Annotated in this window: 23 protein-coding genes and 4 pseudogenes; 7 read left to right on the top strand and 20 right to left on the bottom strand. The window is 37.1% G+C overall.

What is annotated here, in order from left to right:
- The 8 genes and pseudogenes from tnpC to ACQKMF_RS24095 form a co-directional block, all read right to left on the bottom strand.
- Positions 1–1,335 (bottom strand): annotated as a pseudogene (tnpC, locus tag ACQKMF_RS24130) (IS66 family transposase); the annotation flags it as partial.
- 41 nt (positions 1,336–1,376) lie between these two features.
- A complete protein-coding gene (tnpB, locus tag ACQKMF_RS24125; protein ID WP_427575309.1) occupies positions 1,377–1,733 on the bottom strand; it encodes an IS66 family insertion sequence element accessory protein TnpB in 357 nt (118 codons plus the stop codon).
- Positions 1,730–2,050: an IS66 family insertion sequence element accessory protein TnpA gene (gene tnpA / locus ACQKMF_RS24120; RefSeq protein ID WP_427575307.1), complete on the bottom strand. Its 321-nt coding sequence runs from the start codon at positions 2,048–2,050 to the stop codon at positions 1,730–1,732. The genes tnpB and tnpA overlap by 4 nt, the downstream gene beginning before the upstream one ends.
- 91 nt (positions 2,051–2,141) lie before the next feature.
- Positions 2,142–2,402 (bottom strand): CPCC family cysteine-rich protein, encoded by a 261-nt coding sequence (locus ACQKMF_RS24115; RefSeq protein ID WP_402940541.1) that lies wholly within the window; start codon positions 2,400–2,402, stop codon positions 2,142–2,144.
- A gap of 202 nt (positions 2,403–2,604) precedes the next feature.
- Positions 2,605–3,345, bottom strand: coding sequence for a type I methionyl aminopeptidase (gene map / locus ACQKMF_RS24110; RefSeq protein ID WP_101226155.1), 741 nt, complete (start codon positions 3,343–3,345; stop codon positions 2,605–2,607).
- A 312-nt stretch (positions 3,346–3,657) separates the two neighbouring features.
- Complete coding sequence (locus ACQKMF_RS24105) at positions 3,658–3,888, bottom strand: hypothetical protein (RefSeq protein WP_260356704.1); 231 nt, start codon at positions 3,886–3,888, stop codon at positions 3,658–3,660.
- A gap of 167 nt (positions 3,889–4,055) precedes the next feature.
- Positions 4,056–4,673: pseudogene (locus ACQKMF_RS24100) on the bottom strand (YczE/YyaS/YitT family protein); the annotation flags it as partial.
- A gap of 503 nt (positions 4,674–5,176) precedes the next feature.
- On the bottom strand, positions 5,177–5,722 hold the full coding sequence (locus ACQKMF_RS24095; protein ID WP_260356702.1) for a TetR/AcrR family transcriptional regulator: 546 nt from the start codon (positions 5,720–5,722) through the stop codon (positions 5,177–5,179).
- Between the two features lie 222 nt (positions 5,723–5,944).
- Between ACQKMF_RS24095 and ACQKMF_RS24090 the strand changes: the two genes are divergently transcribed.
- From ACQKMF_RS24090 to ACQKMF_RS24075, 4 genes are all read left to right on the top strand, one after another.
- A complete protein-coding gene (locus tag ACQKMF_RS24090) occupies positions 5,945–6,700 on the top strand; it encodes a carboxymuconolactone decarboxylase family protein (protein WP_427575304.1) in 756 nt (251 codons plus the stop codon).
- A gap of 18 nt (positions 6,701–6,718) precedes the next feature.
- Complete coding sequence (locus ACQKMF_RS24085) at positions 6,719–7,465, top strand: SDR family oxidoreductase (RefSeq protein WP_402940529.1); 747 nt, start codon at positions 6,719–6,721, stop codon at positions 7,463–7,465.
- Positions 7,466–7,498: 33 nt separating this feature from the next.
- Positions 7,499–7,909 carry a cupin domain-containing protein gene (locus ACQKMF_RS24080; RefSeq protein ID WP_260356699.1) on the top strand — a complete coding sequence of 137 codons (411 nt, stop codon included), beginning with the start codon at positions 7,499–7,501 and terminating at the stop codon, positions 7,907–7,909.
- Positions 7,910–8,019: 110 nt separating this feature from the next.
- On the top strand, positions 8,020–8,433 hold the full coding sequence (locus ACQKMF_RS24075; RefSeq protein WP_427575301.1) for a hypothetical protein: 414 nt from the start codon (positions 8,020–8,022) through the stop codon (positions 8,431–8,433).
- A 185-nt stretch (positions 8,434–8,618) separates the two neighbouring features.
- Here the strand turns inward: ACQKMF_RS24075 and ACQKMF_RS24070 are convergent, their stop codons facing one another.
- The 3 genes from ACQKMF_RS24070 to ACQKMF_RS24060 form a co-directional block, all read right to left on the bottom strand.
- On the bottom strand, positions 8,619–8,792 hold the full coding sequence (locus tag ACQKMF_RS24070) for a hypothetical protein (RefSeq protein ID WP_402940520.1): 174 nt from the start codon (positions 8,790–8,792) through the stop codon (positions 8,619–8,621).
- Positions 8,793–9,125: 333 nt separating this feature from the next.
- On the bottom strand, positions 9,126–9,635 hold the full coding sequence (locus tag ACQKMF_RS24065) for a DinB family protein (RefSeq protein WP_230178584.1): 510 nt from the start codon (positions 9,633–9,635) through the stop codon (positions 9,126–9,128).
- A 450-nt stretch (positions 9,636–10,085) separates the two neighbouring features.
- Entirely contained in the window at positions 10,086–10,700 is a 615-nt protein-coding gene (locus tag ACQKMF_RS24060) for an undecaprenyl-diphosphatase (protein ID WP_427575298.1), read from the bottom strand.
- A gap of 535 nt (positions 10,701–11,235) precedes the next feature.
- Between ACQKMF_RS24060 and ACQKMF_RS24055 the strand changes: the two genes are divergently transcribed.
- A complete protein-coding gene (locus tag ACQKMF_RS24055; RefSeq protein WP_402940513.1) occupies positions 11,236–11,952 on the top strand; it encodes a DUF4386 domain-containing protein in 717 nt (238 codons plus the stop codon).
- 181 nt (positions 11,953–12,133) lie between these two features.
- Here the strand turns inward: ACQKMF_RS24055 and ACQKMF_RS24050 are convergent, their stop codons facing one another.
- The 8 genes and pseudogenes from ACQKMF_RS24050 to ACQKMF_RS24015 all read right to left on the bottom strand — a co-directional run bounded on the left by ACQKMF_RS24050 (position 12,134) and on the right by ACQKMF_RS24015 (position 16,180).
- Positions 12,134–12,829: an aspartate/glutamate racemase family protein gene (locus ACQKMF_RS24050; protein WP_402940510.1), complete on the bottom strand. Its 696-nt coding sequence runs from the start codon at positions 12,827–12,829 to the stop codon at positions 12,134–12,136.
- A gap of 36 nt (positions 12,830–12,865) precedes the next feature.
- Positions 12,866–13,288, bottom strand: coding sequence for a FosM family fosfomycin resistance protein (gene fosM, locus ACQKMF_RS24045; RefSeq protein WP_402940507.1), 423 nt, complete (start codon positions 13,286–13,288; stop codon positions 12,866–12,868).
- 14 nt (positions 13,289–13,302) lie between these two features.
- A complete protein-coding gene (locus ACQKMF_RS24040; protein WP_402940504.1) occupies positions 13,303–13,833 on the bottom strand; it encodes a PepSY domain-containing protein in 531 nt (176 codons plus the stop codon).
- A 26-nt stretch (positions 13,834–13,859) separates the two neighbouring features.
- Positions 13,860–14,309 (bottom strand): GNAT family N-acetyltransferase, encoded by a 450-nt coding sequence (locus tag ACQKMF_RS24035; protein ID WP_427575295.1) that lies wholly within the window; start codon positions 14,307–14,309, stop codon positions 13,860–13,862.
- A gap of 320 nt (positions 14,310–14,629) precedes the next feature.
- Positions 14,630–15,108 (bottom strand): annotated as a pseudogene (locus ACQKMF_RS24030) (GNAT family N-acetyltransferase).
- 64 nt (positions 15,109–15,172) lie between these two features.
- Positions 15,173–15,430: a hypothetical protein gene (locus ACQKMF_RS24025; RefSeq protein ID WP_402940496.1), complete on the bottom strand. Its 258-nt coding sequence runs from the start codon at positions 15,428–15,430 to the stop codon at positions 15,173–15,175.
- 24 nt (positions 15,431–15,454) lie between these two features.
- Entirely contained in the window at positions 15,455–15,592 is a 138-nt protein-coding gene (locus ACQKMF_RS24020; protein WP_402940494.1) for a hypothetical protein, read from the bottom strand.
- 48 nt (positions 15,593–15,640) lie between these two features.
- Positions 15,641–16,180, bottom strand: a complete 540-nt coding sequence (locus tag ACQKMF_RS24015; protein ID WP_402940492.1) for a GNAT family N-acetyltransferase — start codon at positions 16,178–16,180, stop codon at positions 15,641–15,643.
- Positions 16,181–16,533: 353 nt separating this feature from the next.
- Here ACQKMF_RS24015 and ACQKMF_RS24010 point away from each other — a divergent pair, with 353 nt between their 5' ends.
- On the top strand, positions 16,534–17,529 hold the full coding sequence (locus tag ACQKMF_RS24010; protein ID WP_402940489.1) for a zinc-dependent alcohol dehydrogenase family protein: 996 nt from the start codon (positions 16,534–16,536) through the stop codon (positions 17,527–17,529).
- A gap of 161 nt (positions 17,530–17,690) precedes the next feature.
- A pseudogene (locus ACQKMF_RS24005) lies at positions 17,691–17,879 on the top strand (TetR-like C-terminal domain-containing protein); the annotation flags it as partial.
- A gap of 355 nt (positions 17,880–18,234) precedes the next feature.
- On the opposite strand, the gene ACQKMF_RS24000 reads toward ACQKMF_RS24005, so the two are convergent.
- On the bottom strand, positions 18,235–19,032 hold the full coding sequence (locus ACQKMF_RS24000) for a fumarylacetoacetate hydrolase family protein (RefSeq protein WP_101226022.1): 798 nt from the start codon (positions 19,030–19,032) through the stop codon (positions 18,235–18,237).
- Positions 19,033–19,240 lie beyond the last annotated feature (208 nt).

The raw sequence follows: 19,240 nt of genomic DNA, 5'->3' as shown, positions 1-19,240 counted from the left end.
ACGGCTTAATGGAACGTTCACTTCTGTTGTTGTCGATTTCTAAATGTCCGTCCAATAAAAAAGCTTCAAGATGATTCCATTGATTCAAACAATAAATGATGGCTTTTCCTAGCGCGCTTTTTGGTAGAACGAGATCTTTTTGTTCATAAAGCCATGCTGAAAAATGGTCCAGAATGGGCCTGCTTTTTTCCAGTCGCTGCTCATATCGTTCTGTAGAGTCGACATGTTTTAGCTTTCTTTCGATAGAATACAGTTGATTACAGAAATACAACCCTTCGCTCGCCTTCACCTTTTTTCCCTGCTGTGAATCAGGTAAAGCCTTTAAGGATTCATCAAACTTACGTCTGGCATGCGCCCAACATCCCACAAGGGTGACATCCGGTACTTGATTGTAACCACTATATCCATCCACTTGTAAATAACCTTGATAACCCGTTAAAAAACGTTTCGGGTGTTCGCCTGCTCTTGTTGGTTGATAGTCATAGAGAACAATGGGGATATCATCTCGCCCTGTGCGATATAACCACAGATAGGACTTGGTAGTTGCGGCACGACCAGGTTCACGTAAGACTTGGAAGGTTGTTTCATCCGCATGAAGGATGGTTCGAGCAAGTAGATGCTCATGCATCCTTTTATACAATATCACTAACCATTGATCAGCCCCGTATAATAACCAATTTCCCATCGTTTGACGCTATAAGTAGATTCCCATTCGTTCAAAATGCTTTTCCTGACGATAAAGAGGCAATCCTTCTACATATTTTTGAGTCATGATATACGCCATAATGGACGGGGAAGCTATACTTTTGGAAAAGGCAGGAGCTGGCATATTCGCAGTCACGATCGGTGTGGAAACCTCATCTAGTTCACACTTGCGGCAAGCATATACGTATCTCTTATGTTCTGTCACCTTTACTTCTGCAGGAACAATCGTCAGTTCCTTACGGACTTCTACACTCATCTCATGTAGAGCACCACCACAGCACGAACAAACCTGTTCCTCGTCAGCCAAACGATATTCAATCGTTTCGATAGGAAGGTTTTGGACGGACTCATCCCTATGACCGCGTTTCTTTTTACGACGATAGGTGATGGTTTCAACAGCTGGTTCGGGTACTTCGGTGTCACTTTCTTTCTCAGCTTCATTAAACAGTTCTAGAGCGAGTTGATTTTCCGTTGTTTTTTCGCTAGACGTACCAAACCGTTTTTGTGGCTAAGACGAAATTGTTCTTCATACCATCTCACTTTTACCGTGAGTTCTTCTACTTGAGCTTGAAGAGATTCAATTGTAGGTTGATTTTGATGAGAGGATGTTGTTTTCATAGATGAATCCATTCGACAAAATGAATCAAATCCCTTCTAAATATATGAATTTTTCACACGATTGTTCTCGCATATATAGCTTGATGCCCTTGTTTTTGTTCAAATGGAAATCCATCAAGAAGCCATCTCAGTTGCCTTCTTGATATGGTAAGTGGCACATTTGGATGTTGAGTTGGCCAGTCAAACTTTCCTTTTTCCAATCTGCGATAATGCAACCAAAAACCATTATGTTCCCACACGAGAATCTTTAGTTTATCGCGTAAGCGATTGCAAAAGACAAATAAACAAGAAGAAAAGGGATCTAAATCAAACTCTTCCTTTACAATGGCTGCCAGTCCATCAATAGATTTACTTAAGTCTGTAGCTCCTTGTGCGATACATACCCTTTCAATGGCTGTTTCTGGTATCATAGCTGTTTTACCGTCTGCATCACTTGTAAAAGCACTTGTGGAGTAAAAGGTGCATCTATTTCAACTGTAGCTTCTTTAAAATGAATGCGGATGGTGGTATGTATTTTTTCTTCTATTGGAGGGATATTCACAGATACCCATTTTGTACGTTTACTTTCAGTTGGACTATCAGCTTGAGGAGATAATTTCTTGAGCCAATAATATAGCCGATGAACCGGCAGGTTCTGTTTTTGACACCAAGCAGCTTTTGATAATCCACTTTCTTTAAAATCTTGGATGTGAGCTTCCCATTCTTTCTTTATAAGGCGTTTTTTCATAAAAAAACCTCCACATGTATGATGTAAGGAGATTATCTCATGAGCTATTTACAAGTAGTAGGTGGGGAATATTTGACGCTTACATATAAACTCATATCGGTTTCCAGTTTGGATCCTTTATATCGGAATTATTTGGTTTTCTTACGTTTTCCGAAAAATCTAAATCGCTAACGCCAAATTTTATAAAGTTTTGTTGTGACTCTCTAAAAGAAATTTTATTTGCACCATCCTCATCTGGATGTTCATATTGGTAACCATCATCTTCCAAAAAACAGATTTCACGAATATCATACGTTCCTGGAGGTTCCTCATCTAATGTTTTATATCCACAGCAAGGACAAGTATATTTCATACAATCACCTCTTAGTTGTTTGTTTTTCTTTTATATAGTTAAACATAATTCTTCAACTAACCTGCCCCTTCAGTTCCATAAGAAAAAGCTGCCTTAATGACAGCTCCGATCTTCAGCTAACGCACCCGTTAGTTTAAGTACATTTATTTACAATCATAAAGTCTAAATAAGGCTTATAATTTTAGATACTTCATTGTTTAAATTAAAGTGTGACAATAATCGGACCATTTTTAGTAAGAATAATCGTATGTTCTAATTGAGCTACATAGCTTTTTTCTGTAGCATAGGTCCAATCGTCTTCTTTTTGGAATACTTCTTCTTCAAAGGTTGAGATGAATGGTTCGAATGCGATAACCATCCCTTCCTTTAATATTTCATTATCCCATGGATCATTATAATTTAAAATATGGTCAGGTGCTTCGTGTATTCTACGACCAACACCATGTCCTGTAAGGTTTTTGATAACAGTGAATCCATGCTGTCTCGCTGTTTCGAATACTGCTTTTCCGATTCTGCTTTTTTTTGAACCGGGTTTTGCTTTCTTAAGACCTGCTTCAAATGCCTTTTTAGCAACGTCGCATAATCTCGTTAATACTTCTTCTCCTTCTCCTACTACAAATGAGATTCCTGTATCTGCGAAATAACCGTTCTTTGAAGCAGATACATCTATATTTACTAGATCCCCTTCATGAATAACCCGATGACCCGGAATACCATGTGCCACTTCTTCATTAAGACTAATGCAAGTGTAGCCAGGAAAATCATATTCACCTTTTGGAGCTGAAACTGCACCTGCTTTTTCTAAAAGTTCTCCGGCTATATCATCAAGTTCTTTGGTCGTTATGCCAGGAATTGTTCTTTGTACCAATTCATCTCTAATTGAGGCAATAATTTTGCCAATTTCCTTCAAACCGTTAAAATCTTCTTCTGTTTTTGCAATCATTTTTTTACCTACCTCATTATCTTTTATCATCATAAAACTATATAAGTACTAATTGTACCTTTACTTTCTCAAAAAATAAAAGCAATGTAAATTATTTGGTACAATACCCCTCAGCTGAATTTTTCTTCGATCAAGAAAAAGACCACAAAAAGGAGCTGTTACATATGACTATACTATTAATTGGATTTACCTTCCAATTTTTTATAGAGTTAAACTGCCCCGTTAGTTCCATAAGAAAAAGCTGCCTTAAAGACAGCTCCGATCTTCAGCTAACGCACCCGTTGGTTCAACAAGAATATATCAACATTTATTTTACCACTCAAAATCCATATAAATTTCTGAAAGTAGTTTTTCTTCGATTGTTCCGTATTTAAAAAGAGCCTCAGAAGTTTCAAACTCTTGAGTATAGGCACCTCTGACTCGCGTAAGATAATATGCACCTGGATTTTGGCTTATCCAATATTCTTCATTTTGATATATAAATGAGTATTCTTCCCCGATTGCTATACCTTCTTGGAACTCAATAAACTCTTTTAAAGTCATCTTCCCACCACCTGTGAGCTTTTATAAAATTATATCTCTTATTACTAACCTGACCCGATAGTTGCATAAGAAAAGGAGCTGCTGATCAGCTCCTGATAATGAAGTAAAGCACCCGTTAGTGGAATAAGAGCACGCAAGGAGGTGACCAAAGGACATCCGCCTTCCAATTATAACGGAATCTCAAATTGTCCCTTTCGCTTCTGCTCCAAACTAACGATAAAGGAACGCATCAGCTTCATGGAAAACTGAAAGATCGGGCTTTGAATAAAGGTATATGCAAACGTCATAATAAACACTGGACCTCCAAGGATGAACCCGATAATCAAGATGAGGCTCTCGACAACGATTCTTGCCCAACTGACCGATAACCCGGTTTTTTCCGAAACGGAAAGCATGAAACCATCCCTAGGACCAGCCCCAATTCCCGCAGCCACATAAATTCCTCCGCCAATTCCGGTTATGATGATACCCATCAACAAGATGAGTATATTCAACCACCAATGCTCCGTTTCATGAGGAAGAATGTCAAGATGCAAAAAGAAATCCATGATCGGGCCGATTGACAAGGCATTTAGAAAGGTACCAATATTAATATACTTCCTATCCACGACAAAGGTGATCAACACAAGTACTAAACCACACATGACACTCCACGTACCAATTGTGAACCCGAACCGCTCGAACAGGGCGACGTTTAAAACCTCCCAAGGATGCAGCCCCAAGGATTGAACATTCACCGCAATCGCATTCCCTAATCCAAAGAAAGTTAATCCAAGAAAAAAAAGGGTGGTAGGTTATTGCAGAACTGCCGGAGAAGTTAATATAATATTCCATTCCCTAGATAGGAGGGTTACAAATTGGAAAAATAATTATTAACTATGGCTCAAATCGCAAAACAATTAAACACATTACTTTAAGAAAAATAGTCAGTCCACCCTTCGGGATCTAGTAAACATTTGTATTTGGTCCAAATTATTTTTATAAAAAACATTCAGCAAAATTCTTGGTACATCAAAATGAATAAAATTACTTGAAGAAAATAAGAAGTCATTAGTAAAGATTGTTTTCCCAGTCAGTTGTGCATCTTTAATTACCCACTATAAAGTCTATTCAAGAATCGCGCCCGATTACTGAAGAACGAATATAAAACCTTGGTACCAAATGGCATTGTCATTTATTTATGATACGGTTCACCGCACCTATTCAAGCAGTGATTTTTTAAAAACTGTCAGCCTTTTAATTTTACACTTCTACTTTAAATCGACGCTGCTGAGAAACTATCCTTTAACTATAAATTCCTATCTAACAAAAGCCCCACTTGTTCTGCCACGACTTGAGTCGGTTCTGATAATCCATTAGTGAACCACGCTTCTACTATTTCTACTATAGCTGCTCCAAAGAATTTAAGAATTAAATCCTTACTTAAACCTTGATTTTTCCCTTCAGTTACATCTACTTCACCCTCTAACTCTTGGATTACAAATTCCAGGAAATGACTACGAAAAGCAGGGGCTCCTTTACTCCCTAACATTGTTGAAAAGAATGAACTATTAAGTTCAAAGTATTCAAACCAAATCAGATTTCCCTCGACAAAATTCAATTCAGATGCCGATTCGCACAGTATCCTTAGTTCGTTAATATGTTCTTCAATAAGCTTATCCAGTAAATCAAATTTATCCATGTAATGGTCATAAATCGTTCTGCGACCGACATTTGCTCTGTCGGAAATATCCTGTATCGTAATATGATCAAAGCTTTTTTCAGACATTAGTTCAATAAAAGCATTTTTTATTGCTTCTTGGGATTTTTGTACTCTTCTATCTACCCTTGACATTGTAGTTTTCACCAAACTTTCTTAAAAATTATCGCAAAATTTCAATTAACTTGTGCAATAACGCACAAATCCTGGCGTTTTGATTGTTGCAGACATCCTCTTTTCATTTTACATTATATACAGATGTGCGATACCGCATCAATATATGATTTACTAACACATCAAATTTTACTACCTTGGAATAATAGAAGAGTTAATTAATTCCAAAGAGGGGGTTTAGTTATGGACCGTGTTGAAAAGAGCCAGGAAAAGTTCAAACAGCTATTTGGTGAGGGAGTAACTGCCGCACATGCTACTGATCCTGATTTTCAGGACATTCTAAGCCATTTCATTTTCGGGGAAGTATTTTATCAAGGTAACCTTGACGATAAAATGCGTGAGTTGATTACCCTGGTGGTTCTTGCGACCAATCAAACATTGCCCCAACTAAAAGCACATGTTAGTGCTGCACTGAATGTGGGGCTAACAGCTGTAGAGATCAAAGAGGCTGTTTACCAATGTGCTCCGTACATTGGATTCCCGAAAACGTTAAATGCTATCAATGAAGTCAATGAGGTTTTCAAATCCAAGAATATTGCGTTACCAATTGAAAGCCAAAAGAATGTTGTTGAAGATAATCGTTTTGACAAGGGACTTTCAGTACAGGTAGAGATTTTTGGTGATGTCACTGCAAAAGTGAGAGAAGGCGCACCAGAAAATCAAAAGCACATACAGGATTATCTCTCCTCTTTTTGCTTCGGAGACTTCTACACCCGGAGCGGACTTGATTTGAAAACACGAGAGTTGTTAACACTCTGTATCATAACTGCTTTAGGCGGTGCTGAAGGTCAAGTAAAAGCACATGTGCAGGGTAACAAAAATGTGGACAATGATAAGGAAATTTTAATCACCGCAATCACCCACTGCCTTCCATATATAGGTTTTCCAAGGACATTGAATGCATTAACATGTGTGAACGAAATTATTCCTGAAAATTAAGAAAGGGTGTTATTTATTATGTCAAATATTCAAGATAAAGTTGTCATTATTACAGGTGCTTCTTCTGGGATTGGAGAAGCTACTGCAAAAGAACTTGCCTCTAAAGGTGCAAAGTTGGTACTTGCAGCTCGTCGTGAAGATCGTTTAAAGAAATTACAAGATGAAATTAAAAACAATGGTGGAAAAGCTATTTATAAAGTAACAGATGTTACTTCTCGTCAACAGATGGAAGAACTCGCTGCATATGCTCTTAATGAGTTTGGAAAAATTGATGTGCTAGTCAACAATGCTGGAATCATGCCACAAGCTTTTCTTGCAGAAAATAAAGTTGATGAATGGGATATGATGATTGATGTTAACGTCAAAGGTGTATTGTATGCTATCGCTGCTATCGTTCCATCTATGAGAGAACGCAAATCAGGTCACGTTATTAATCTTTCTTCTGTAGCTGGACATAACATCTACCCTGGTGGAACGGTATATTGTGGTACTAAATTTGCTGTAAAAGCCATTTCTGAAGGTTTACGCCAAGAAGAAGCAATGAGTGGCACGGATATCCGTGTAACAAATATCTCTCCTGGAGCTGTTACAAGCGAATTGTTAGAAACTACAACAGACCCAGCAATGAAAGCAGGATTAGATGAATTTTACAAAGCTGCCATCGATTCTGACCGTATCGCTCGTGCAATAGCCTTTGCCATTGAACAACCATCTGATGTAGGAATTAATGAAATGATTATACGCCCCACAGTTCAAGTAGGTTAATAATAAAAAATATAGTTTCATGGAGGAGTTAAAATGGCAAAACATGAAGAAGTAAAAAATGGCGTCATTTTCCCAGTGGGTGAGAAAAATGAAGCATATGCAGAATATTTCGTGGGACAAAGTTATCTTAAATCATTAATTGCTGACCCTAAAGTGAGTGTTGGTGTAGGGAATGTGACCTTTGAACCAGGATGCAGAAATAACTGGCATATTCATCGTGATGGATTCCAACTTTTATTAGTAACTGGTGGCGAAGGTTGGTACCAAGAAGAAGGTAAACCTGCTCAATTCTTAAAAGCTGGAGATGTTATTGTCACCCACGATGGTGTAAAACACTGGCATGGTGCTACAAAAGATAGCTGGTTTGAACACATTGCAATCACTGCAGGTACACCGGAATGGTTGGAACCAGTAACAGATGAGGAATACAGTAAAGTAAAATAATAGTTGAGGATAAAAAATGCCCTGTTATTCAGGGCATTTTTTATATCAATCCTAGGATTATGATGTGTTCTTATAGAAAGGAGGAATACTTTGGAAAGGCCATATATAATATGCCACATGCTGACATCATTGGATGGGGAAAAATTGGGGATTATTTGGAAGAAGAACGCACCCAATATTTTATTGACGAGTATGAAAAAATTCATGAACGTTACGGATGCAAAGCATGGATGTGTGGCAGGATTACCATGGAGGAAAACTTTACCTTTGGACATAAATTAGATTTAACACATGAAAACATTCCGTCAATACCAAGAACTGATTATGTAGCAACTACAGATGCTAAAACGTATGCAATTGCAGTAGACGCTTCTGGGAAATTAGGATGGACAAAAAACTACATTTCAGAATGGAGTGAGAATAGGACAGAAGATCATATAGTAGAAGTTCTTACAGAGCTAGTCTCTGATGCTTATCTTGCTTATTTACAAAAAATAGGTATTTCGTATATTTTCGGTGGATAAGAACAATTAGGTCCCGATAGTTCCATAAAGAAAAAGCTGCCTTTAAAGACAGCTCCGATCTTCAGCTAAAGCACCTGTTAGTTCTATAAGACTTATTGCAGAGATGACACATACTGTGTCATAAAGTATTTATATAAAATCAAAAAATAACTGCTCCTCAAAAAGCAGGAGCAGAAAAAAAGATGTTATTTCACAACTTTAAGAGGAACAAGTACTTTATTAAAAAAACACGTTTCGAGCTTGGCTAACCAACCGTTTCCGTTTTCTCCATTAGCTACTTGAGCAGCGTGTTTTTTGTGAAATTCTGCTACCCGTTTATTATGCTCTTTATGCCATTGGTGCATAGAATTATGTTTCATTCTTATTGCCTCCTTTCCGTTTCATTATATTTTTAGAAAAGTTAAATAGAAAGTGCTTTTTATTCAGCTTTTGAAAGAGAGGAAATCGATAAGTTAATAAATATGAATATGCACAGTTCGTATACAACTAACCTGCCCCGTTAATGACATAAGGGTTTTTAAACAACATTATTATTTTTTAATGACTTTATTGTAAATTAAACAACTTTATTATCTCTGTACAGTAGCGTCAGGAAAATGCGGATTTACAACGTTAAGGAAGTTTCAATATTAAAAAACCTAATTTCTCAGCATTAAATGAGAAATTAGGTTTTTTCATTAATAGAAAAAGACTTATAAGTATTTATCACTAATCACTTTCATATGGTGTAACTCGTGCCCGACAATGCCATATGCAAAGGTACCTATCGAAACTGGGCTGTTCATTACAGTTCCATAACGATCCCACGCTGCATCATCAATGGTTGAAATAAGACTTAACGTGTTGGAGCGTACCATGTCTAAACCTGCTAGTAGCTGCTCCCAGGATAATTTGTTGAAGTTTGCCGCAGAAACGTATTGATCCTGATCCATTGCTGGGAGTGGTGCACTTTCATTTCGTGCAATGGCAAGCATTCGATACGACATCACACGTTCCACGTCGGCCAAATGCCCAATCACTTCTTTTAAAGTCCATTTCCCTGGTGCGTACGCCTTCCTTGCTGACTCCTCTGATATGCTGCTCAAGAAGGTAATGGTCTTAGTTCGTTGCTTACTAAGTATTTCTTCAATATCTCCATCTGGCACAAGACTAACATACCTATCATACTCTGGATTTTCAATAGATAATGGTCGTGGACGCACAAGAATCCTCCTCATCGGAATAGTTAATTATGGTTCTAGGCTAATATTCGACTACAAGGAAGATATTTCCTTTATTTGATATTTAATTTCATTACCGCAAAATAATTGCAAATTAAACAACTTTATTATCTCTGTACAACTGATTTATGCAGTTAACATAATACAGATAACAATGGATTAATTAACTTTTTATTCCATTAACCTGCCCCTTTAGTTCCAAAGAAAAAGGTTGCCGCAGCAACCCTTTGTTATACTATCCGGATCAGTCGAAGAATGGTTAATTTAAAACTTAATGTCTAATAATTCATACATTTCAAGAAGAACATCAAAATGTTTTTCTTTTGATAAATGCATCATTTTCTGCCCTGCTCCGTTTGGTTCTTGAAATAATATTTATATCAACAATTGTAATGAGGCAATGATTTTAATAGTATATTAGGTAACTCTTTTTTAAAAGTCCTTTGACTTACCTTTCTTTTGTTTGGAAAGGGCAGATAGAATGGACTGTTCGCCCTCTACTTGATTTCCTAAAAATTTCTTAGTAAGACTTAACTTAAGAACAATTTTGTAAACGATCGTGGCTGAAATGATACTGATGATAGCTCCGACAAGAACATCTGCTGGATAATGGACACCTACCCAAATTCGCGAAATACCTACAAGGACAGCCAAAATTCCCCATAAAAACCCCCAACCCTTTTTGAACAACCAGAAGGTTATACAAAATGAAAAAAATATAATCGTATGGTCACTTGGAAAGGAATTATTGACTGCTTTTTCAACTAACTTATTAACGTTGGGCAACTCAGCAAATGGTTGATAATTCGAGTGGAACTGCCCTGCTATTTTCGCCAATATTTCCGAGATAACTAGTGTAATAAATGCACAGATTACCATGATTCTATTTTTATTTTTTCGAGAAAACAAAAACATTAGGACTGCCAATACTAAGATAAAAATCATGTATTCAGCTATGAATACAAAAAATGGATTTAAATCGGGGTATTGTTTACCTAGATCATTAATCATTCTAAACAATTTACTATTCATTTCGGACAAAGCCATTAAAAAATTCCTCCTGATTGTTTTTTCACTTTAACCTTTATTAAGATCCATTATGTAAATAAGATGAACTTCAATTAAACCTATATTTTACATCTTTCAGACAGAAAGTCCATCATCAACTTTCAGAATGAATGTATTTCAATCCTCAAATACAAATATGGTTCATCTTGTAGATAAAAAAATCGTTCATTCCCATTTGTCTGATGAAAACAGAACCCCTTATTCGATAAGGGGACTTTGATTAGCGTTTCTTTTCCTTTCACTTCTAAAGAATGTACATACAAATGTTATTGACTTTCTTTTGGGAGTTAAGCTGTAGCCGACAGTTGAGATAAGGGTTTTGTAAATGATAACTTTGACAACAGTAATGACGTTAAAGACAGAAATGCTACGATTAGCTGCCTATTTTTCTAATAGAGTAATAATTGGAATAAGCTCAGTAATATGATAAATAACAAGTAGTGAAGTATTAAATTTGTTTGTAACCCAACGGTTATTAGTCTTATCGCCATACATTAAAAAGGGAGATGAACAAATGAATACTACCAAAAAGAGCGCAATAATTGTAGGGGTTCTGTTCATACTTGCAGCAGTTACAGCAATATTAGGTCTAATTTTATACAAGCCTATCCTAAATGGTCCGGATTATCTGATTAATGGGTCTGACCATGCCAACCTGGTGACACTTGGAGCGCTTATGGAATTAATTCTTGTCGCTTCAGCGATTGGTACTGCAACTACAATGTTTCCAATTTTAAGAAGGTATAATGAAACTATAGCTCTTTGGCATGTTTGCTTCAGGTTTCTTGAAGCGATTGTCATCATTATTGGTGTAATCAGCGTACTATCCCTGTTGACCTTAAGCCGCGAATTTGTAGCAGCAGGTGCCCCGGATACCGTATCTTTTCAAACTTCAGGTATAGTATTAAAAGCAGTACATGACTGGACATTTATGCTTGGTCCCCTCTTCCTGTTGGGTATAAACACGATGATGTACAGTTATATATTTTATAAAACCAAGCTCGTACCCAGGTTTATCCCGATCTTAGGTATGACCGGGGCAACTCTTGTTTTTATTTGTGCCCTGTTAGTAATGTTCGGTGTAATTCAACAAATTTCTGTTTGGGGTGCTATTTTGGCACTGCCAGTAGCAGCTAATGAAATGATTTTAGCAGTTTGGCTCATCGTTAAAGGGTTCAATGAATCTGCGTATGCTTCCATGTCTGCATACAAGAAAACGAACGAGAGCTGATGGCAACCACCATTTAATCATCTGAACTTAAAGGAGAGTCGTTTCTTACCTTTAGAGTTAATGCTAATTAAATAAAAGACGTTTGGAAGAATTTCCAAACGTCTTTTTGCCTAATATTTACATACTCTGCCCCTTTAGTTGCAAAACAAAAAGGCTGCTGCAACCTTCCTTATTACCGTGTCTAACATTTTTCTAATGCCATATTAACGGATTCGATGGCATGTATGACAGCTGTATCGAATAATGGCACTTTGGAATCCTCGGGTTTTACTAGTAATCCAATTTCTGTGCAGCCTAGTATTATTCCTTCCGCTCCATCATCAACTAACCCCTTGATAACCTTTTTGTAATAATCCCTTGATGATTGTTGAATTTCCCCTAAACATAATTCTTCATAAATCACTTTATTGATGACTTTTCTATCCTCTTCACTTGGTATCAGGACCTTGATACCATTAGTCTCAATTCGTGTTTTATAAAAGTCTTGCTCCATCGTATATTTAGTGCCAAGTAAACCAACCGTACTGATTTTGGACTTTTGAATTTGTTTTGCCGTTGAATCAGCAATGTGCAAAATCGGTAAACTGACTTTTTCTTCAATATATCCAATCACTTTATGCATCGTATTTGTACAAATTAGAATCATTTCGGCACCTGCCTTTTCCAAAGACAGAGCTGCATCGCCTAATAATTTACCGGAGCTTTCCCAATCCCCTTCAGCTTGGCAGCGTTCGATTTCCTCAAAGTCCACGCTATATAAAATGCACTTGGCTGAATGCAATCCTCCTAATTTGGCTTTTACCTCTTCATTGATGATTCGATAATATTCCAATGATGACTCCCAGCTCATGCCGCCAATAAGGCCAATAGTTTTCATGAACATTCCCCTTTTCATTTGAAGATGGCTTACTTATCAGTCGAAAAACTCCATATGGGCTTTTTCTTGTTTGTAGTAATCTATTCTATTTTGTAAAGTCCCTGTATGAAACTCAAACTTATGACCATCTGGATCAGTGAAATAAATGGACTTCTTATCTTTTTCATCTCTTGGACGTCCTGACAGGATGTTTACATTCAATCCGATTAATTTCTCGTACATGTTCATGAAATCGGCTTCATCTATGGAAAAGGCGATATGTGTGTATGATTGGCTTATTTCATTACGGGGAATATCTTTTTCTGCATTCAGGGCAATCCACATTCCATTCAAATCAAAATAGGCTGTGGTTCGGCCCTTAACTAATAATTTCGCATCAAAAACCTTTTGATAAAATTCTATGGAACTGTCTAAATCAGAAACTGAAAATAAAAAGTGATTCAAACCTTTTATAGACACATTACCACCTCATATTAAGATTTCCTTTTATTCGCCATTAAACGCTTATAGAGAGGATACCCGAACATGTAATACCCGGAAAACGAGAGCAGGATTAAGGATAAACCCGTCAATGTGAGGATACTGTATCTATACCAATCACCAAAGAAGGTTCCATCATGCAATGTAATCAGGAAAGTCGAGTAATCTGGATTAGTGGATAACACTTTTCCTGTACTTACATCTATTTGAACACCTTGTCCGTTATTAAAGCGAACCTGGTACACATTTGCACTTGGTCTATATTCAATTCTAAATATATCTTCAACCGAGTCCGCACCTGGAAGATCCTGAGACGTAGCAATGGACACGGCCTTCTCCATAGGTATCGCTTGATCTGGACTCGCCTCTTTCCCCGTCCTTAACTCATCAGCCACTCCGAGTGGTATCATATAAACAAGTACTAGGCCTGTGACTGCGATGAACATAAAAAAAACAGATAAAACCAAACCAGTCCATTTATGTATTTTTCGGCTTAATTGATACAATTTTACAGATTTCGACAATTCCATCACCCCTTGACTACTTATCATCAAAATAAAATTTTCTTCATAACCACCCTATCTTCATTTACAACATAATCATTTTTCAGATAAAATGCTTCTGCAAGACCGTCATTAGCCGTTAATAAATATAGACTTTTAATCTCTCTCTTCTGCAGTTCAGCTTCTAAAGAACGAAGCATTTTTGAGCCATGCCCTTTGCCTTGCATTTCATTATTCACACAAAGCTCTGCCAAATAATAAATTAAACCTTGATAAGACACCTTACTATTTCCAGCAATGAAACCAACTGGATTGTGATCAATATGAAATAAAAAGCCAAGAAATTTAGGCGTATGCAATAAGTCGGAAAGTCTCTCTTTAGCCGTTTCATATGTCCACCTTTCATTCCATGGTTCACGATTAAATACGTTCATGTAGAGATCGATACATAGCTCCAAATTTTCCGACGTCAGTGGTACCATTTCTGTCATTTTCATGCTTCCCTTCTTTTTCATTAAAATTTTGTATATTAATCCAAATTATATCTTATCTTCGTTTAACTAACCTGTCCCTATAGGACCATAAAAGAAGAGCTGCCTAAGAAGCAGAAAATCACAAAAAAAACCAGTCAATCATGAAGGGGGCATACAATGAGCAGATTAGATAATTATGAGGTTCTTCAGAGAAATATTACAAGAACGGGTATTGTACGTGCTATTCCAGGCAGCATTAGGAATGAATAAAAAACGCTTTAGCTGACAGTCCTGCCTTAGTGGATTCTATAAAAAAAGGCCGACCGGATTTTTACTGGTCCACCTTAGTTCATTGATAACTTTTTCAAGAATAAAACTCTATCTTGTTTATGTCCGTCATAGTCAGAGTGGACTGAAACATCATCAATGAATGTATCTCCCTCTTCCATTTCAAATCCCATCTTGGTATGATAGGCGATTGAAGATTTGTTGACCGGAGACGTTACACAACGGACAACATTACGCCATTTTGATTAACGACATCGAAAAATTGATTATATAACTTTCTGCCGATATCATTTTTTCTGTATTTGGGATGCACTCCGACAAAGTGAATATATGCCTCATCAGGCTGAGATTGAGATAAAATCCCTATTAGGAAACCGACTATTTCCCCTTCCTTTTCGGCTATGAAACTTGTATTTGTAAAATGATCAAAGAATAATTTCGGTAGCATATCAGACATTTGCCTTCCTCCCCACCATTCATTGATCAGCGGCGATATGGCATAGTAATCTGACCCTTTCACTGAACGAATTTCCATCCTTCTCCCCCTTTAATGATTAAGTCCTTTTTCACTAAATTCATTCAAAAATTAACATACCCCGTTAGTTCATTAACTTTTCATATGATAAAATTACAATTCCACATATTACTGAAACTCCTAAAAATGATAAAACATAAAAATGAGGCGGCGTAACACTCACAAACTCTACCTCGTTTTGAAGGTTTTCTACTTTCCCCCATGCATTCTCAAGATCCGGTTTATAGTTTTTTGTTTTTATATAACCGACTAACATCATAACGACTACATAGATTATATGAATGAAAATTGAACCTATAATTGCTTGAAGAACCACTTTCATATTGCCCCTCCTTTTTTACTCATTTTACCATATTATTGCATCAAAAAAGGAGCTGCTGATCAGCTCCTGGTAATGAAGTAAAGCATTTGTTAGTTCATAAAGAAAAACGATTCTTATTAAAGAATCGCCCTTTAGTGAAAGATTGATTAACCCACGATTCATGGCTTAACTTCCTCAAAATCTTGAATTTGTATAGGATCGATATGACTGTCAATGTGTCAATGCAGTATATATCGAATAATCTACTTCACCTGAGATATTTTCCAACCCATTTTCACACAACTCCATAGCCATTAAATTCTCAATAGAAGGTGGAGGATTTTTCTTGGACGCATAGATTCCGAATTCAGTTGATGTTCTAAATCCAAAGCGTTGATAGTATCGATCATCTCCTTCAACAATAATTCCCTTATACCCCATTTTAGCAGCTAATTTAATACCTTCCTGCAACATATACGTACCAATACCCTGACCTTGTTTATTAATTGCCACCGAAACTGGTGATAACATCAACATTTCATTTTCATACCTATTACTAATTGGAAGTTTTGAAAGGATAAAGTGACCTATAATTACCCCTTCTTCCTCAACAACTAAATCAAGCTGTGGAATATAATAGTGTTTTTGCCGGATCTCTCTCACCAAAGCTTTTTCAGCTAATCCATTTGAATAAGTGGTATTTTTGAATATCTCATATACAAAGTCTTCAATAAAACTATATTCCTCTTTTTCTACTGGTCTTATCTCCATTAATACACCTCCACTATACAGCTACCTCTTTGTTCTAAGATTCTACAATCATTCCAGAATTCCTTTATCAATTATCTGGCCTAATTAAAGGTCAAAGAGCACTCTTCAACTATCCTGCCCCTTTAAATTGCAAAAAAAAAGAGTTGCCAATGCAACTCCCTTATAGCACCTGTTCAAATTATAAAGTCAGTATACTATATTACAAATTTTATTCTATTAAACAATAATGTGTGTAACTGTTAATTTTATAGTAGATACAGTATCATTGATTTTACAAACAAAGACTAAATATTCTTACTTTTCATTATGCATTAATGAAACATTCCCCATAAAAATAAATAGGAGTGACTAAAGTGAAAGCACAAATTATTCAATCTTTTGGTGATCCATCCGTATTTCAGCTTGAAGAGATTTCAAAACCCGAACTAAAACCTGGACATGTACTTATTCAAGTCAAGGCTTCAAGTGTAAATCCTATTGATACGAAAGTCCGTGCTGGTGCAGTTCCAGCCGTTTCCCCCGAGTTCCCAGCCGTTTTACATGGTGATGTCGCAGGTTTGGTATCTGCAGTGGGTGAAGGAGTGACTGAGTTTAAAGTTGGCGATGAAGTGTTTGGATGCGCGGGTGGTTTTAAAGGGACTGGCGGTGCACTTGCAGAGTTCATGCTTGCAGATGCTGATTTACTTGCTCACAAGCCGAAAAACTTGACGATGGAAGAAGCCGCTGCTTTACCACTAGTTTCCATTACAGCATGGGAAGCTTTATTTAATCGGGCAAATCTTGTCCCTGGACAAAATATACTGATCCATGCAGCTACCGGGGGTGTAGGACACATTGCCATTCAGCTAGCCAAATGGGGAGGCGCAACAGTCTATACAACTGCCTCTTCGCAAGAGAAACTGGAGATTGGCACGCGTCTTGGTGCAGATGTAACTATTAATTATCGAGAAGAAAGCGTTCACGATTATGTACAAAAATATACAGACGGAAAAGGTTTTGACGTTGTTTTTGACACGGTAGGCGGAGAAAACCTTGATCGCTCTTTTGAGGCAGCCGCGGTACATGGAACAGTAGCAGCCATTGCTGCCCGTTCGACTCATGACCTCTCCCCCGTGCATTCAAAAGGGCTCTCCCTACATGTTACCTTTATGTTGTTGAAGATATTAAACAAGGACATGCATAAGCAATATGGAGAAATTTTGAAGAAGGTTGCCAGTGTGGTTGAGGAAGGTAAGCTGCGCCCGCTTGTGGATCCAAACAAGTTTACGTTTGAAGAAGTTTCAAAAGCCCATGAGTACTTGGAGTCAGGCAAGGCGATGGGAAAAATTGTTTTGAGAAATAATTGGTGATTTTATTTTAATGTTCATTCAAAAGCAGAGGTACAGAGAGAATTTCTATAGATCTCTCTGTTTCGTCTGCTTTTATTTTTTATTACCGTAAAACATCCACTAGTTCAACATTCCACTGATCTATACTTCAAGAAAAATTCAATTAGTTCCTAGTTACTAGGATAGATGAAAGCGGGAGACGATCCCATGTAACTGAAATCGTAAAAGAAGATATATTGATATGGTATGAAACTTCAGCTTTAATAGGTACAATCGTTTCGTGGCTCCAAAATGATATGCCATATACACCAACTTTTCTAGCGAAACAATTCTCTTTGCTTCACCATAGGGGGCTAAATGCAGAAAGTTAATAAATCATTTATAAAATGCAACTAAACCTTTACTCTCTGCATCATGGTTACTAACTCTTGTATATCTAATAGAGTACGTAAAAAATGGGTAAAAAAACCCCAGAAGATTTTCCAAAATTAACTGGCTTATTTTTAGTGGGTTTTGGTATAAAAACCTTAATTTATATTAATTTTTCTAACAAACCTAAAATGTGTTTACGTTCAGAAAACTGAACGGTTTTTTTCTTTATTTTCATCAATTTTTTCTCCCTTGCAACAAACTTTCTTCTTCAACTAACCTGCCCCGATGCATAAGAAAAAGCTGCCTTAAAGGCAGCTCTGATCTTTGTTAACTTATTAGGAATTCCAGCAAATCTTACTGGACACCATTACATAACCGACCGATATTCTCGACTTCAACAACGACTTCATCCCCCGACTTGATCGTGCAGCTGCCAGATGGTGAACCCGTAGCCAAAATGTCACCGGGCTCCAGTGTCATTACCTGTGAAAGCCAGCTGATTAGAAACGGAATGCTTAGTGACATTTCATTGGTATTTCCGTCTTGGACAACACGGCCGTTTAAAGTGGTCACAATCCTTAAATTTGTAGGATCCACCCCGGTAACGATGCACGGTCCCAAAGGTCCGAATGTATCAAATCCTTTGCCCCGCGTAAACTGCGGATCTTTTTTTGTTAGATCTCTTGCTGTGACATCATTAAATATCGTGCAACCAAATACATAATCAAGCGCATCTTCTTCTTTGATGTTTTTTCCGCGCTTTCCAATGACAAGGGCCACTTCCCCTTCAAGTTCCACTTGGTTGGATAGCTCGTTTGGAGGAAGGATAATATTCTCCTTGTCTGCAATAAGCGAAGATAATGGCTTTAAAAATAAAAATGGTTCAACAAGGTTTGCCTCTCCACCCGTTTCCTTCGCATGACCAGCATATGTCCAGCCGAAATTAACCACTTTCGATGGTTTTACAGGTTCCAAGATTTTCACGTCACTATATTTCAGCTCGACCCCGTCATACTTTATTTCCTTGTTGACAAGTTCAGCAAAACTGCTAGACAGTTGTAATATCATGTCATCCTCAACAATACCGTAATGTATTTTGCCCTGTTGATTCTGATAGCGAACTATTTTTTGTGTTTTTTGTAGCACATGCATTATGAATAAACTCCTTTGATGATTAAGATTACCACAGATCATATAAAATCCGGTTCTCCTATACTATAACATGCCTGTTCTTTTACGTGAAAAAAGAGCTCTCGTCGCGACTCACTCTTCAACTAAACCGACCTATAGTTAATTAAGCTTAAGTTATTTAACTATTTATTTTATGGAACCTACCATTTATATGTAATTTTATCTGTGT

It is taken from the genome of Peribacillus sp. NPDC101480, from assembly GCF_050277335.1.
GTDB lineage: Bacteria > Bacillota > Bacilli > Bacillales > DSM-1321 > Peribacillus.
This window is presented reverse-complemented; position numbering and strand designations above follow the sequence as displayed.